Origin of the sequence: Ottowia beijingensis (assembly GCF_042680925.1) — a bacterium.
Lineage (GTDB): Bacteria > Pseudomonadota > Gammaproteobacteria > Burkholderiales > Burkholderiaceae_C > Ottowia > Ottowia beijingensis.
On record NZ_JBHUEP010000001.1, the window covers coordinates 306768 to 321487 of the forward strand.

Annotated in this window: 15 protein-coding genes; 9 read left to right on the forward strand and 6 right to left on the reverse strand. The window is 67.7% G+C overall.

Going from position 1 to position 14720, the window contains the following annotated elements:
• Positions 1-176: 176 nt before the first annotated feature.
• Complete coding sequence (locus ACFSCU_RS01440) at positions 177-1718, reverse strand: FAD-linked oxidase C-terminal domain-containing protein (RefSeq protein WP_377559655.1); 1542 nt, start codon at positions 1716-1718, stop codon at positions 177-179.
• Between the two features lie 145 nt (positions 1719-1863).
• On the opposite strand from ACFSCU_RS01440, the gene ACFSCU_RS01445 reads away from it, so the two are divergent.
• Entirely contained in the window at positions 1864-2277 is a 414-nt protein-coding gene (locus tag ACFSCU_RS01445) for a hypothetical protein (RefSeq protein WP_377559657.1), read from the forward strand.
• 276 nt (positions 2278-2553) lie between these two features.
• On the opposite strand, the gene ACFSCU_RS01450 is transcribed toward ACFSCU_RS01445, so the two are convergent.
• The 4 genes from ACFSCU_RS01450 to ACFSCU_RS01465 all read right to left on the reverse strand — a co-directional run bounded on the left by ACFSCU_RS01450 (position 2554) and on the right by ACFSCU_RS01465 (position 6248).
• A complete protein-coding gene (locus ACFSCU_RS01450; RefSeq protein ID WP_180550342.1) occupies positions 2554-2979 on the reverse strand; it encodes a barstar family protein in 426 nt (141 codons plus the stop codon).
• 80 nt (positions 2980-3059) lie between these two features.
• On the reverse strand, positions 3060-3416 hold the full coding sequence (locus ACFSCU_RS01455) for a guanyl-specific ribonuclease (protein WP_377559659.1): 357 nt from the start codon (positions 3414-3416) through the stop codon (positions 3060-3062).
• Between the two features lie 208 nt (positions 3417-3624).
• Positions 3625-5946 carry an NADP-dependent malic enzyme gene (locus ACFSCU_RS01460; RefSeq protein WP_377559662.1) on the reverse strand — a complete coding sequence of 774 codons (2322 nt, stop codon included), beginning with the start codon at positions 5944-5946 and terminating at the stop codon, positions 3625-3627.
• 56 nt (positions 5947-6002) lie between these two features.
• Positions 6003-6248 carry a DUF2061 domain-containing protein gene (locus ACFSCU_RS01465; protein ID WP_180550341.1) on the reverse strand — a complete coding sequence of 82 codons (246 nt, stop codon included), beginning with the start codon at positions 6246-6248 and terminating at the stop codon, positions 6003-6005.
• A gap of 417 nt (positions 6249-6665) precedes the next feature.
• On the opposite strand from ACFSCU_RS01465, the gene rarD reads away from it, so the two are divergent.
• From rarD to ACFSCU_RS01495, 6 genes are all read left to right on the forward strand, one after another.
• Complete coding sequence (rarD, locus tag ACFSCU_RS01470) at positions 6666-7553, forward strand: EamA family transporter RarD (RefSeq protein WP_180550340.1); 888 nt, start codon at positions 6666-6668, stop codon at positions 7551-7553.
• Positions 7554-7562: 9 nt separating this feature from the next.
• Entirely contained in the window at positions 7563-8099 is a 537-nt protein-coding gene (locus tag ACFSCU_RS01475; protein ID WP_377559664.1) for a hypothetical protein, read from the forward strand.
• A complete protein-coding gene (locus ACFSCU_RS01480) occupies positions 8048-9187 on the forward strand; it encodes a hypothetical protein (protein ID WP_377559666.1) in 1140 nt (379 codons plus the stop codon). The genes ACFSCU_RS01475 and ACFSCU_RS01480 overlap by 52 nt, the downstream gene beginning before the upstream one ends.
• Positions 9085-10026, forward strand: coding sequence for a FecR family protein (locus ACFSCU_RS01485; RefSeq protein WP_180550337.1), 942 nt, complete (start codon positions 9085-9087; stop codon positions 10024-10026). The genes ACFSCU_RS01480 and ACFSCU_RS01485 overlap by 103 nt, the downstream gene beginning before the upstream one ends.
• Positions 10027-10178: 152 nt before the next feature.
• Positions 10179-10676 (forward strand): hypothetical protein, encoded by a 498-nt coding sequence (locus ACFSCU_RS01490; protein ID WP_180550336.1) that lies wholly within the window; start codon positions 10179-10181, stop codon positions 10674-10676.
• 317 nt (positions 10677-10993) lie between these two features.
• Complete coding sequence (locus ACFSCU_RS01495; protein WP_180550335.1) at positions 10994-11539, forward strand: ferritin-like domain-containing protein; 546 nt, start codon at positions 10994-10996, stop codon at positions 11537-11539.
• Positions 11540-11889: 350 nt separating this feature from the next.
• Here the strand turns inward: ACFSCU_RS01495 and ACFSCU_RS01500 are convergent, their stop codons facing one another.
• On the reverse strand, positions 11890-12510 hold the full coding sequence (locus tag ACFSCU_RS01500) for a glutathione S-transferase N-terminal domain-containing protein (RefSeq protein WP_180551758.1): 621 nt from the start codon (positions 12508-12510) through the stop codon (positions 11890-11892).
• Positions 12511-12639: 129 nt separating this feature from the next.
• Here ACFSCU_RS01500 and purB point away from each other — a divergent pair, with 129 nt between their 5' ends.
• Complete coding sequence (gene purB, locus ACFSCU_RS01505; protein WP_180550334.1) at positions 12640-14046, forward strand: adenylosuccinate lyase; 1407 nt, start codon at positions 12640-12642, stop codon at positions 14044-14046.
• 143 nt (positions 14047-14189) lie between these two features.
• Positions 14190-14702 carry a TIGR00645 family protein gene (locus ACFSCU_RS01510; protein WP_180550333.1) on the forward strand — a complete coding sequence of 171 codons (513 nt, stop codon included), beginning with the start codon at positions 14190-14192 and terminating at the stop codon, positions 14700-14702.
• The last annotated feature ends 18 nt before the right edge of the window (positions 14703-14720 follow it).

Here is a 14720-nt window from a genome sequence, read left to right on the forward strand (position 1 = left end):
CTGCCATATCTTGTCATTCCGGCGCAAGCCGGAATCCAGACGGCGTGTGCGGAGAAACATGGATCCCGGCCTTCGCCGGGATGACGGTGGTTGACGCATTGAATTGGAAATGGAATAAGCCGCGTTCCAAACCAAGCCGATGAAGACGCAGCGTGTTCGCTGCCGCCAACGCTGCGTCAAAACCGCTCCAGCTCGGGAAACGGCAGCCGCCCGGCGCGCACCAGCATCTTGCCGTATTCAGCGCAGCGGTTCAGGGTCGGAATCACCTTGCCGGGGTTGAGCAGGCCCTGGGGATCGAAGGCGCGCTTGATGCCAAACATCTGCTCGTTCTCCTCGGCAGAAAACTGCACGCACATCGAGTTGAGTTTTTCGACGCCGACGCCGTGCTCGCCGGTCACGGTGCCGCCCATGGCGACGCTGGTTTCCAGGATGTCGGCGCCGAACTGCTCGCAGCGGCGCAGCTGGTCGGGGTCGTTGGCGTCGAACAGGATCAGCGGGTGCAGGTTGCCATCGCCGGCGTGGAACACGTTGACGCAGCGCAGGCCGTACTTCTGCTCCATCTGCTGGATCGCTAGCAGGATGTCGGCCAGGCGCTTGCGCGGGATGGTCGAATCCATGCACATGTAGTCGGGGCTGATGCGGCCGCTGGCGGGGAAGGCGTTCTTGCGCCCGCTCCAGAACTTCAGGCGCTCGGCTTCGGATTCGCTCACTGCAATTTTGGTAGCGCCTGCCGCTGTCAGCACCTGCGACATACGGCCGATTTCCTCTTGCACTTCTTCCGGCGTGCCGTCGCTCTCGCACAGCAGGATGGCGGCGGCATCCAGGTCGTAGCCCGCGTGCACGAAGTCCTCGACAGCGGCGGTCATGGGCTTGTCCATCATCTCCAGCCCGGCGGGGATGATGCCGGCCGCGATCACCGCCGCCACCGCGTCGCCGGCCTGCCGCACATCGGCAAAGCTGGCCATGATGCAGCGCGCCAGACGCGGCTTGGGCAGCAGCTTGACGGTGACCTCGGTCGTCACCGCCAGCATGCCCTCGCTGCCGTTGATCAGCGCCAGCAGGTCGTAGCCGGGCGCGTCGAGCGCCTCGCTGCCGAACTCGATGGGCTCGCCCTCGATGGTGAAGCCTTTCACCTTCAACACGTTGTGCACCGTCAGCCCGTATTTCAGACAGTGCACGCCGCCCGAGTTCTCGGCCACGTTGCCGCCGATGGTGCAGGCGATCTGGCTGCTCGGGTCGGGCGCGTAATACAGGCCATGCGCGGCGGCCGCCTCGCTGATGGCCAGATTGCGCACGCCGCACTGCACCTGTGCCGTGCGCGCCAGCGGGTCGATCTCGAGAATGCGGTTGAACTTGGCCAGCGACAGCGTCACGCCACGCTCGTGCGGCATGGCACCGCCCGACAGCCCGGTGCCCGCCCCGCGCGCCACCACCGGCACGCCCAGGCTGTGGCAGGTTTTCAACACTTGTTGAATCTGTTCGTAACTCTCGGGCAGGGCCACCACCAAGGGCCGCTGGCGGTAGGCGGTCAGCCCGTCGCATTCGTAAGGCGTGGTCTGCTCGTTGCTCCACAGCAGCATTTGAGGCGGCAAAAAGGCCTGCAGCGCTTGAACCAACTGCGCCTGAAGCTCTGTTTTTTGTAGTGTTCGAGAGGGGTGCTGGGCAGTATCGGTATCCACGGGGCGGCTCTTGAATGCGTTCAGCCCACTATAGGGCATGGCGCCGCGGTTCGGCCGTGCGTCACCGTGCTGTAGATCGGCGCGGCGAGAATGGCCGGGCCGGTGTCAGGGGGTGCCGGCGCCGCGCCTGCATGGGTCGGCGTGTTGGAGTCGAACAAGCAGTGTGGTGCAGCGATTGAGTGCGATGAAACGATGGGTGGCCTGCGGGCTTGTGTGGGCGGGCGGTGCAGGCGCGCAGTCCGCCACGCCCCCGTTGGTGTATCCGGACGAATTGCTGCCGACGCGGATGGTGTTGTGCCAGCGCGAGGTGGGCGCGGTGGAGCGCGACCGCAAGGGCAAGCTGCGCACCTGCCTGGCGCGTCGCCTGGAGGGCGAACGCATCGTCGAACGCAACTGCAAGCGACAGGCTGGCGGCGTCAGCGGTGTCGCCGCGCGCACCCAGGCACAGCGCGACTGTGAGCGCCAGGCGCTGGCCGTGCCCTCCACCGAGTTGCCGCGCCGGCCGCCGCCACCGCCGCGGCCCAGGCCGGCAGCGGATGCCGTCACCGATGCGAAGCCTTCGGTGTCGACGCCGCAACCTGCAGCGGGCGAGCAGTAGGCGGCAGGCGTGCGGCGCCTCCAGCAAAAAGAAAAGCCCGCATGCAGCGGGCTTTTCTTTTTCTGATGGGCAGCGCGGAGGCTGTGCCGCGTCAGGCAGCGCTCAACCAGTACCCGGCGTTGAACGGGCTGCTCATGCGCAGCGCCAGCGGGGAGATGTCCACCAGCTTGTCGGTCGGCATCTTTTCGCTGCCATCCACCTCGATGTTGTCGGCGGGCGCGGTTTCGCCCTGGGCCTCATTCGCCCGTTCTGCTTGGCCAGCTGGTGCAGAACGGGCTACCGAAAAGAATAGAAGCACCTGAACGGTATCTTCCGGTCGTTCCAGTAGTCGGCGGCGTCGCGGAAGATGTCGAGCAACTGCTCGCGCGCTTCCTTGTCGAATTTGGCGGTGGCCGGGATCTGTTCCAGCACGACGATGAAGCCAGGCTGCGGGCCGCTCTTGTGCAGCGGATCGGTCATGCAGTCGTACAGCGCGTCGAAGTTCTTGCCGAAGTGTGCCGGGAAGGTGAACTGCGCGGCGATCATGTCCAGCACGTCCTGCTTGGTCTGCGCGTTGGCCAGGTTGGCGTACAGGAAATGCTGGCCGAGCTGCGCCGCCGCATCCTGCAGGTCATGCACGTGGAAGGCCCGGATCGATTGCACGATGTTGGTGCGCACGCCCTTGAGCGGCGTTTCCTGGGGCGGGCGTTGGGGTTGATCCATCTCCGCTGCTTTCTCTGAAGTCAATAACCGGTTTTCGCCCGGCGCGACGGCCGGAGCGGGTTGAAACTGTTCGAATGCTTTCATTGCACGATCTTCCTGAAGCTCGAATAGTGATCGCTCGTGTACCAGCAGGCATCGGGCGTGGTGCGCCGCTTGCCGCCGCAGACGATGCGGCGGGCGCCACGGTCGCGTGCCCCGGGGGTCTCGACGGTGTATTCGCGGTAATAGCCGCGCCGCTCACGCGGCAACAGGCGCTCCCGGTTGCCGAACACCGATCCGTCCTTGCCGAAGGGAAACGGGCCACCTTGCAGGATGAGCTGATACGTCTGCTGGCCCTGCCTGGGGAGATCCGCCACCGCGACGGTCGGCTCGGCGGTCTTCCAGGGCATGTCGCGCGCTTCAGCCACGCTCCCCAGAGAGAGCGCGACCGCCAGCATCGGGACTGCCAAAAAAGACCGAGGTGACCGAGTCGATCGGACAGCATGCGATGCCGCTGTTCGCAACATGAAAAACACCTTTCGGAAACCTCCGGGTTAACCCGAAAATTCCAAGGCGGTAGTGTGACGCATGGGCCACGAAAAAGCAAGCGCTTGCCTAAAATTCAGGCAATGCGAACAGGGGCATGCACGCCTGATGAGTGGGCGCTCACTGATTCGATGAGGCCGGTGTGTTGGCGTCTGCCACGGCCAGTGCCGTCATGTTCACGATGCGGCGAACGGTGGTGCTGGCCGTGAGAATATGCACGGGTTGGGCGGCCCCCAGCAGAATCGGCCCGATCGCGATGTTGCCCCCGGCCGCCACTTTGAGCAGGTTGTAGGCAATGTTGGCCGCGTCAATGCCTGGCAGCACCAGCAAGGTGGCGTCGCCGCGCAGGCTGCTGTCGGGCATCAGGGCGCGGCGTTGCGCGGCGTCCAGTGCCACGTCGCCGTGCATTTCTCCGTCCACTTCCAGCCAGGGGGCCTGCTCCTGGATCAGGGTCAGCGCTTCGCGCATCTTGACGGCGCTGGGCAGGTTGGACGAGCCGAAATTGGAGTGCGACAGCAGCGCCGCCTTGGGCTTGAAGCCGAAGCGCTGCATCTCCTCGGCCGCCATGATGGTGATTTCGGCCAGCTGCTCGGCGCTGGGGTCGGCGTTGATGTGCGTGTCGACCATGAACACCTGGCGGCCGGGCAGCATCAGGCCGTTCATGGCGGCGTAGGTGCGTGCCCCGGGTTTCTTGCCGATCACCTGGTCAATGTAGGTCAGGTGCATCTGGTTGGTGCCCCAGGTGCCGCAGATCAGGCCGTCCACGTCGCCCGAGCGCAGCAGCATGCAGCCGATCAGCGACAGCCGGCGCCGCATCTCGATCTTGGCGATCGGCACCGTGACGCCCCTGCGCTTGGTCAGCTCGTAATAGGTTTGCCAGAAGCCGCGGTAGCGCTCGTCGTGCTCGACGTTGACCACGTCGTAGTCCACGCTCTCCTTCAGCCGCAGGCCGAATTTCTCGATGCGCTGGGCGATGATGGCCGGGCGGCCGATCAGCGTGGGGCGGGCGATGCCTTCGTCCACCACGATCTGCGCGGCGCGCAGCACGCGCTCCTCCTCGCCCTCGGCGTAGGCCACGCGCTTCCTGGTGGCGCTGCGGGCGGCGTCGATGATGGGCTTCATCGTTGTGCCCGAGGCGTAGACGAAGGTCTGAAGCCTGTCGCGATAGTCGTCCAGATCGGCGATGGGGCGCTGCGCCACGCCGCTGGTGGCGGCGGCCTCGGCCACGGCGGGCGCGATCTTCATCATCAGGCGCGGATCGAACGGTTTGGGAATCAGGTATTCCGGCCCGAACGACAGCGTGTGCCCCGCGTAGGCGCGCGCCACCACCTCGCTCTGCTCGGCCTGGGCCAGGTCGGCGATGGCGTGCACGGCGGCGATTTCCATTTCCTTGGTGATCGTCGTCGCGCCGCAGTCCAGCGCGCCGCGGAAGATGTACGGAAAACACAGGACGTTGTTGACCTGGTTCGGATAGTCGGTGCGCCCGGTGGCGATGAGTGCGTCATTGCGCACGGCCTTCACGTCCTCGGGCAGGATTTCGGGGTTGGGGTTGGCCAGCGCCAGCACCAGCGGGCGCGGCGCCATGCGCGCCACCATGTCGGCTTTCAGCACGCCGCCGGCCGACAGGCCCAGGAAGATGTCGGCCCCGTCGATCACCTCGCCCAGCGTGCGCTTGTCGGTGGCCTGCGCATACACCGCCTTGTCGGGGTCCATCAGCTCGGTGCGGCCTTCGTAGACCAGGCCGTGGATGTCGGTGACCCACACGTTCTTCAGCGGCACGCCCAGCTTGACCAGCAGGCCCGTGCAGGCCAGCGCCGCGGCGCCGGCGCCGCTGACCACCAGCTTGACCTGGTCGATCTGCTTGCCCACCACCTTGAGCCCGTTGACCACCGCCGCGCCCACCACGATGGCGGTGCCGTGCTGGTCGTCGTGGAACACCGGGATCTTCATGCGCTCGCGCAGCTTGCGCTCGACGATGAAGCATTCGGGCGCCTTGATGTCCTCCAGGTTGATGCCGCCGAAGGTCGGCTCCAGCGCGGCGATGATCTCGACCAGCTTGTCCGGGTCCTTCTCGTCGATCTCGATGTCGAACACGTCGATGCCCGAGAACTTCTTGAACAGCACCGCCTTGCCTTCCATCACCGGCTTGCCGGCCAGCGGGCCGATGTCCCCCAGCCCCAGCACGGCCGTGCCGTTGGTGATGACGCCGATCAGGTTGCCACGCGCGGTGTAGCGGAAGGCGGCCGCCGGGTCCTTGACAATCTCCTCGCACGGCGCGGCCACGCCCGGCGAATAGGCCAGCGACAGCTCATGCTGGTTGACCAGCTGCTTGGTGGCCGTGACGGCGATCTTGCCGGGCACCGGGTGCTCGTGGTATTCCAGCGCGGCGCGGCGCAGTTCGGCGCGTTTTTCTTCGCCGGCGTTCTTGTCGGTGGGGGTCATCGCTCGCTGGTCCTGTGTCTCTTCGGGTGCGTGGGATTCTAGGCCTCGGGCGACATTCACGCGGGTTCTGGCGCGGCTTCGACAGCGCCGACGGCCGGTGCGGCCTCGCGCCGGGCCCAGGCCTTCTCGTGGAAGAAGAAGGCCACCGCCTGTACCGTGGGCTCCAGCAGGCTGAGCGTGATGGCGGTGATCGCGTCGCCCGTCACCAGATAGGCCACCGCCATGGCCACCGTGATGTGCATGACGTAGTAGCTGGCGGTTTTCTGCAGGGTGAGCCGGTGGCGGCGGGCAAAGCGGGACATTGGGAACTCCTTGGATACTTCATCAAATGATAGTCATTCTCATTTAAAAAGGCCAATCGACTTTTCCGAAGGCGCCGATAGCCCGTGCCGATGGGTGGCGCGGCCGCTTCACGTTGCCATGCGTATCATCCGCCGAGTTTCACCCCGCGGAGGCAGACATGGCGCTGATGGATTTCATCGACAAGCCATGTATCGGCGTCGGGCCATGGGCCGAGCACGGCGAAGACACGCTGGCCTGGCAAGCCAGAAAACCGTTGTGAACTGAACGCGTCGGAGTCCGAGCATCGTTTACTATCTAAATAGTAGCTGTCAGCGCTTGTCCATCAAGCGCTGGAGGCCGATTTGGCTTGAAATCCGTTGGCACCACGCTGCAGGCAGCAACGTGAACGCGACGGCGCGCGCCGTCGCCCGTCTGCCATGAACAGCGGCGTCACGGCCGCCCTGCTGGCCTACGGGCTGTGGGGCCTGATGCCGCTGTACTTCCGCCTCATGGCGCCGGCCACCGCGATCGAGGTGGTGGCGCACCGCATCGTCTGGTCGCTGGCGCTGCTGCTGTTGTGGCTGGGTGTGCTCGGGCAGCTCGGTCCGCTGTGGCGGCGGCTCGACGCGCGCCTGCTGGCCCGCCTGGCGCTGGCGGCGCTGCTGGTCAGCATCAACTGGCTGACCTACGTCTGGGCGGTGACCCATGGCCGCACGCTGGACGCCAGCTTGGGCTACTTTCTGCTGCCGTTGTTCAACGTGGCGCTGGGCGTGTTGCTGCTGGGCGAACGGCTCACGCGCGGCGAATGGATCGGTGTGATGCTGGCAGCGCTGGGCGTGGGTTATCTGGCGCTGGTGTCGCCACGCCTGCCGTGGGTGGCGCTGGTGCTGGCCGCGTCCTTCGGCGTCTACGGCCTGGTCAAGAAGCAGACCGAGCTGCCCGCCGCCGAGGGCATGGCCCTCGAAACCGGACTGATCGCCCTGCCCGCGCTGGCCGTGCTGGGCTGGCTGGCCACGCGCGGGCAACTGGCGTTCGGCCAAGCCGGTGCGGGCACCGACGCCTTGCTCATCAGCACCGGCCTGATGACCACCGTGCCCCTGGTGGCCTTCGCCGTGGCGGCGCGCCGGCTCACGCTGGCGGCGCTGGGCATGCTGCAATACATTTCGCCCACGCTGCAGTTTCTGCTGGGCGTGTTCGTGCTGCACGAGCCGGTCGATGCGCAGCGGCTGGCCGGCTTCGCGGCCGTGTGGCTGGGGCTGCTGGTTTTCAGCGCCGGCGCCTATCGCCGCCACCGCACTCGCCTGCGTCACGCCAATGCGGCATGATGTAACGTAATGTCAGTCCACGTGCCCAACACCCTGGCCACCGCCCAGCCGCCTGCCCGGCGCTGGGCATGCGCCTTGCTGCTGGCCGGCGGGCTGGGCGCGGGGCCGGCGCTGGCCCAATCGGCGCCGGCGTGGGCCGAGGGCGAACAGCTGCTGTCCGCCGGCGATACCGCCGGCGCGTGCCGCCACCTGCTGGCGCTGGAGCCGCAATCGGCCGGCGATCCGGCGTTCGACGCGCTGCTGGCGCGCGCCGCCCTGGCCTGCGGCGATCCGCAACGCGCCGTGTACGCCCTGCGCCGCCTGGTGGTGGTGCAGCCGCGCCATGTGGCGCACTGGCAGCAACTGGCCTTGGCCGCTGCAGCCGCCGGCGATGCCCGCGGCGCCCGCGAGGCCCGCCAGCGCGCCCATGCCCTGCAGGCCGAGGCTCCGCTGCCGCAAAGCCACGGCGCACCCATCGCACCAGCACGGCGCCCGCCCGCAGCGGCTGGGCCTACGTGGAAGCCGCGCTGGGCCACGACAGCAACGTCAACAGCGCCACTCGCCTGACCGGCGTGGTGGTGCCCGCATACGGCTACGAGGTGCTGCCACTGGCGCCCGATGGCATCCGGCGCGGCGATGCCTACGCCATGCTGGGCGCCGGCGCGGGCGGGCCCTGGGCGGCCTATGGCTCGCTGCAGGGCAGCACCAGCCTGCATGCCGATCACAGCCGCCTGGACAGCAGCTGGCTGGCGGTGCAGGCCGGGCTGGCCTGGCAGGCCGGCGCGCACACGCTGAGCGCGGGCCTGCATGGCGAGCGCCACGGCCTGGGCGGCAGCCTGGGCAAGCAGGCGCTGCGCAGCACGCCGGGGCCGCTGCTGCAGTGGCGCGTCGCGCTGGGCGAGCGCAGTGCGTTCAGCCTGTCGCTCAAGCACGCGCGGGTGCACGAATTCACAGTGAACCGGCACGACCTGCGCCGCACCGTGGTGGGCGGTACTTTCGTGCATGAAGCACCGGCGATGGACCTCAAGGGCTTGACGAGCCTGTGGTGGATGCGTGATCGTCCGGTATCGGAAGCCATGGTGCACCTGGGGCGCAGCAGCGTGGGCGCACGGCTGGGCCTGGAGCAACTGGGCCGCAGTGTGGGCGGGTACGGCTGGGTGCAGCACCAGCGTCACCGGCACCGGGCAATCGACCCGCTGTTCCTGCGGCGCCGCCATGACCGGGTGTCCGACCTCACCCTGGGCGTGCGGCTGGCGCTGTCGTGTCACTGGTCGCTGCGCCCGCAGGTGAGCTGGATCCATGCCCGCTCGAACGTCGAGCTTTACCACTATCGCCGCACGCTGTTTCAGGTGACGGCATGCAGTTCTGAGCCATGCACACACCCACCCAGTTTCCAGGCGGCCGCTGCAGGCGCCTGTCATGGGCCGCGCTGGCCTGCGGCGCCGCACTGGCCACCGCAGCCCAGGCGCAGACCGCCGCGGCGCCCGTGGCCGATGGTCGCGCGGGTGTGTTCCTGTTCGCCCATGGCCCCGTCAGCGTGCAGGCCGGCGGCATGGCCAGCGCCGTGGTGCGCGGCACCGTGGTGCACGAGGGCGACGTGGTGGAGACCGGCCCCGGCGGCCGCGCCCAGCTGCGCATGGTCGACGGCGCCATGATCGACCTGGAGCCCGGCAGCACCCTGCGCCTGGCCGAATACCAGCTGGCCGCCCAGCCCGCCAACCACCGCAGCCTGCTGGAGCTGGTGCGTGGCGGCCTGCGCACGCTGAGCGGCGTGATCGGCCAGCAGGACCAGCCCGGCTACGAACTGCGCGTGCGCACCGTCACCATCGGCGTGCGCGGCACCGAATACCGCACCGAACTGCAGGGCGAGCAGGTGCTGCTCGACGTGCTGCAGGGCCGGGTGGCCCTGTGCAACCCGGCGGGCTGCGTCGACGTGGCGCGCGGCGAATCGGCGCGCGCGCCCCTGAGCGGCGCCTTGCCGGCGCGCACCGCGGCGGCCACCGTGCCCGGCGGCGCGGCCGCTGGCGCGGCAACCCCTGGCGCTGCGCTGCCGACCGTGCCGGGCGGCTCGACCCCGGGCCTCGGCGCGGTGCCGGTGCCGCGCGTCAGTGTCGACGGACAGCCGGTGCCCGTGACGCTGCTGCCAGCAACCCCAGCCGCGCCTGCCACGCCAGCGGGGCCATCCGGGCCAGCCGCACCGGCGTTGCCTGCGGCACCGGGCCAACCGGTGGCGCCCGCCGCGCCGGCCGATCCCGGCTCGCCCGCCACGCCGACCCCACCGGCTGGCCCTACACCGACCACGCCCGCCAGCCCAGGAGGGCCGGGCCAGCCGGCCACACCGGCACAGCCCGGTGGCCCCGGTACCGGCGCGACGCATGCCACACTGGCCAACCCGGGCGGTGCGGGGCAGCCGGCGACGCCCGCCACACCTGCCCAGCCCGGTGGCCCCGGCGTGCCGGCCACGCCCGCCAACCCGGCCCGCCCGGCGCGCTGAGCCGACGGCGGCCCCGCCGTGTCGGACAAGGCCGCGACTTGGTGGCCCGTCACAAGCTGGCCGTCGGGGCGCGATTACCATGGCCGATTCACCCCGGCGCGGGCCTGAACGGGCTGCGCCATGATCGTCCCGCTTCCAGAAAGGAATTCCCCATGGCCCTCTTCGACGTCCTGCAGCAGATTCTGAACAGCGCCAAGGCGCCCGAGCCGCAGCAGATCGACCAGATCACGCGCGAGGCCTCGCGCGATGAGCTCAAGAGCAGCGTGGGCGAGGCCCTGCGCTCCAAGGAGACGCCCCAGCTGTCGCAGATCGTGGCCGACATGTTCGAGCGCGCCTCGCCGCAGGACCGCGCCGACATCCTGAACACGCTGGTCGAAAAGCTCGGCCCCGGCGCGCTGGCCGGTGTGGCCGGCGGTGCGCTGGCCGGCCACGAAGGCCCCGACAGCCCGGTGGTCACGGTCGACAAGGCCACCACCATCACGCCCGAGCAGGTGCGCGATGTCGTCACCACCGCCCGCACGGCCGACGAGCCGGGCGTGTTCGACCGCGTGAGCGACTTCTACGCCCAGCACCCCGATCTGGTGAAGACGCTGGGCGCCGGCGCGCTGATGATCGCCCTGGCGCGCATGAAGAACAGCATGATGCGCTGAGCGCAGCTGGCCCGGCGCGGCCGGGCGCTCAGCGCCATTGTGGTGTCGTGCTGCGGAGAGCATACTCCCCGGTATGCTATAGGCCAGCGCAGTATTGACGGGCGCTGAAGGCGCATACTCCCCTGTTTTTTATTGAGAAGGCCACATGCCGCCGGCATGCTGAAGCGCGCGCGGCCGCCGCATCGCGCCTCGTAGGACGGGGCTGACAGTGCGACGGCCTGATGGCCGCCAGCCGCGCTGAGCGCGGCGGCCTAAGCTGGCGGCTCAGCGCGTCGGTCCATCCGGCCGGCCGCGCCGCAACAGACACCGAGGACGCCATGAACGCATCTGCCGCCAAACGCCCCAGCACCCGCCTGGCCCTGGACGAAGCCGCGCTGAAGAAAGCCAAGTCCAGCCTGGACGATGGCGCCGTCACGCCGCACATCGATGGCCCCTGGGTCAAGGACATCATCAAGTTGCTGAACGACTCGCTGGCCACCGAGCTGGTGTGCGTGATGCGCTACAAGCGCCACTACTTCACCGCCAAGGGCATCAATTCGCCGGCCATTGCCGACGAGTTCCTGGTGCACGCCAACGAGGAAGCCGCGCACGCCGACCGCATTGCCGAGCGCATCGTGCAGCTGGGCGGCGAGCCCGACTACAACCCCGCCTCGCTGCTGGCGCGCAGCCACGCCGACTACGACGACTCGGCCGACCTCAAGGCCATGATCAAGGCCAACCTGATCGCCGAGCGCGTGGCCGTCGAGGCCTACAGCCAGATGATCGACCTGGTGGGCGACAAGGACCCGACCACGCGCCGCATGCTCGAGGAAATCCTGGCCGACGAGCAGGAACATGCCGACGAACTGGCCGACTGGATGTGACGGGCGTGGCGCGCAGCATCATCGTGCAGTGCACGCTCTGCGCAATACGTCACACCGGGTTCACACTTCTTTACCTCGAGGGGCTGTCGCCGTCGGAACTTACCCGGCAACATGCCCTCTCAATCAACGTGATGAGTGGGATTGAACCCGTTGATTGCATTACGCTGCCAAGCCTGACGGCCCAGCCGATTTGAAAACCTGAAGCGCACTTCCTCCTCCCTCCCTCCTCCTCCTTCGTTTCAGGCCGCTTCGGCAGCTTTTTTATTCAGAACGCGCCGCCCGGGCTTCAGGCCCCGGCGGCGCTTCGCTTTTGAAGGTGTCGGAAAGTGGCGCGGCAGCGGCCGCCTGCGTCAGGCCGGTGCCGTGTCGGCGAAGGTGGGGCGCTGCATCAGCTTGTCGTCCAGCAGCCGCGCCAGGTTGGGGTGGCGCTCGCGCCAGTCCAGTTCGGGAAAGCGGAAGTCCAGATAACTCAGCGCGCAGCCCACGGCGATGTCGGCCAGCGTGATGTGCACGGCGGGCGAGCACCAGGGCTTGTCGCCCAGGCCGCGGTCCATGGCGGCCAGGGCATCGTCCACCTTCTTCATCTGGCGCGCGATCCAGGCCTCGCTGCGCTCGCCCTCGGTGCGGCCGGGCCAGGTGCGCTCCAGCCGGGCCAGGATGGCGGCGTCCATCAGGCCGTCGGCCAGCGCCTCCCAGGTCTTCACCTCCACCCGCTCGCGGCCCGACGGCGGAATCAGCCGCCCCACGGGCGACAGCATGTCGAGATATTCCACGATCACGCGCGAATCGAACACCGCGTCCTGCCCGTCCATCACCAGGCAGGGCACCTTGCCCAGCGGGTTGGCGGCGGCGATCTGGGTGTCGTCGGCCCACACGTCCTCGGGCACGAAGCGGTAGTCCAGCTTCTTCTCGGCCAGCACCACGCGCACCTTGCGCACGTAGGGGCTGGTCACGGCACCGATCAATCGCATCGACATGGCTGAACTGCTTCGAAATGTGACAGGGGTCGCGGCATTCTAGGCGAAGGCCAGCCCCGCGCCATTCGTTGCATGGGCGGTGGATCAAGGTCTCGTCAAGGGGCGGCTTCTACAATCCGGGGCATGGACCTGACCTCTCTCACCGCCGTTTCGCCGCTCGACGGCCGCTACGCCGCCAAGCTGGCGCCCCTCCGTCCCATCATGAGCGAGCTGGGCTACATGCAGCGCCGTGTGCAGGTGGAGCTGGCCTGGTTCATCGCCCTGTCGGATGCCGGTTTCGACGAATTCAAGCCGCTGTCGGGCGAAGCGCGCGCTTACCTCGCCGAACTGCTGCGCGACTTCTCCGAAGCCGATGGCGCCGCGATCAAGGCCATCGAGAAGACCACCAACCACGACGTGAAGGCGGTCGAATACTGGATCAAGGACAAGTTCGAGGGCCGGCCCGAGCTGCAGGCCGCCGCCGAGTTCGTGCACTTCGCCTGCACCAGCGAGGACATCAACAACACCAGCCACGCCCTGCAGCTGAAGGCGGGGCGCGACACGGTGCTGCTGCCGCAGCTGGATGCCGTCGTTGCCAAGCTGCGCGAGTTGGCGCACGCTTATGCTGCCGTGCCCATGTTGAGCCGCACCCACGGCCAGACGGCCAGCCCCACCACGGTGGGCAAGGAGCTGGCCAACGTGGTGGTGCGCCTGGCGTCCGCGCGCGATCGCATCGCCCAAGTCAAGCTGCTGGCCAAGATGAACGGCGCCGTGGGCAACTACAACGCACACCTAAGCGCCTGGCCCGACTTCGACTGGGAAGCCTTCAGCCGCCGCGTGGTCGAGGCGCCCGCCGCCGGCGAGCCCGGATCGAACGCGGCCAAGCCGGGCCTGGGCCTCACCTTCCAGCCCTACAGCATCCAGATCGAGCCGCACGACTACATGGCCGAGCTGTTCGACGCGGTGGCCAGAGCCAACACCATCCTGATCGACCTGGCGCGCGACGTGTGGGGCTACATCAGCGTCGGCTACTTCAAGCAGAAGACCAAGGCGGGCGAGATCGGCTCGTCCACCATGCCGCACAAGGTCAATCCCATCGACTTCGAGAACGCCGAGGGCAACCTGGGCCTGGCCAATGCCGTGTTGCGCCATTTGAGCGAGAAGCTGCCCATCAGCCGCTGGCAGCGCGACCTGACCGACAGCACCGTGTTGCGCAACATGGGCGTGGCGCTGGGCTACGCGGTGCTGGCCTACCAGTCGCTGATGACCGGCCTGAGCAAGCTGGAGCTGAACGAGGCGGCGTTGGCCGCCGACCTCGACGCCTCGTGGGAAGTGCTGGCCGAGCCGATCCAGACCGTGATGCGCCGCTTCGGCGTGCCGGGTGCGTACGAGAAGCTGAAAGACGTCACCCGCGGCCAGGCCGTGACGCGCGAGGCGCTGCACGGCCTGATCCGCGGGCTGGACATTCCGCAGCCCGAGAAAGACCGCCTGCTGGCGCTCACGCCCAGCGGCTACATTGGTAAGGCGGCCGATCTGGCGCGGCGGGTCTAGGAATCTTCGACCATCCCGCCGGAAGCCAGAAAACGTGATATTCGCTCTGCACACTGCGGTGTGCTGATCGGAGCGGCAGTGACCGAGATCCCATCGGCGCACCGCGCAGCCCCTCTGCCATTTGATCTTGCAATGCCCATCCCATGAAATCTTTTGAACAGCGTCTCGAGCGATTCATGTTCGCCAGCCGATGGTTGCTGGCGCCGTTTTATGTCGGGCTGGTGGGCGCCATCGCCATCCTGCTGTTCAAGTTCATCAAAGAGTTCGTCATGCTGCTGCCCCAGGTGGCGACGCTCGATGGCGGGCAGATCATGGTGAGTGTGTTGACGCTGGTGGATGTGGCGCTGGTGGCCAATCTGCTGCTGATCATCGTTTTTGCGGGCTACGAGAACTTCGTTTCAAAAATCAACACGGAAGACAGCGAAGACCGGCCCGAATGGATGGGGCACGTCACCTTTTCCGATTTGAAGATCAAGCTGATCGGCTCCATCGTCGCGATTTCCGGCATCGAACTGCTCAAGGCTTTTGTCAACGTCGAAAGCTACACCGACAAGCAGCTGGCCTGGAAAGTCGGCTTGCACTTGACCTTCGTGCTGTCCGGCGTGTTGTTCGCCTTCATGGACCGCCTGACCGCCGGAAAACCCAACGGCCATTGAGGCACCCCAGCAGCCCCG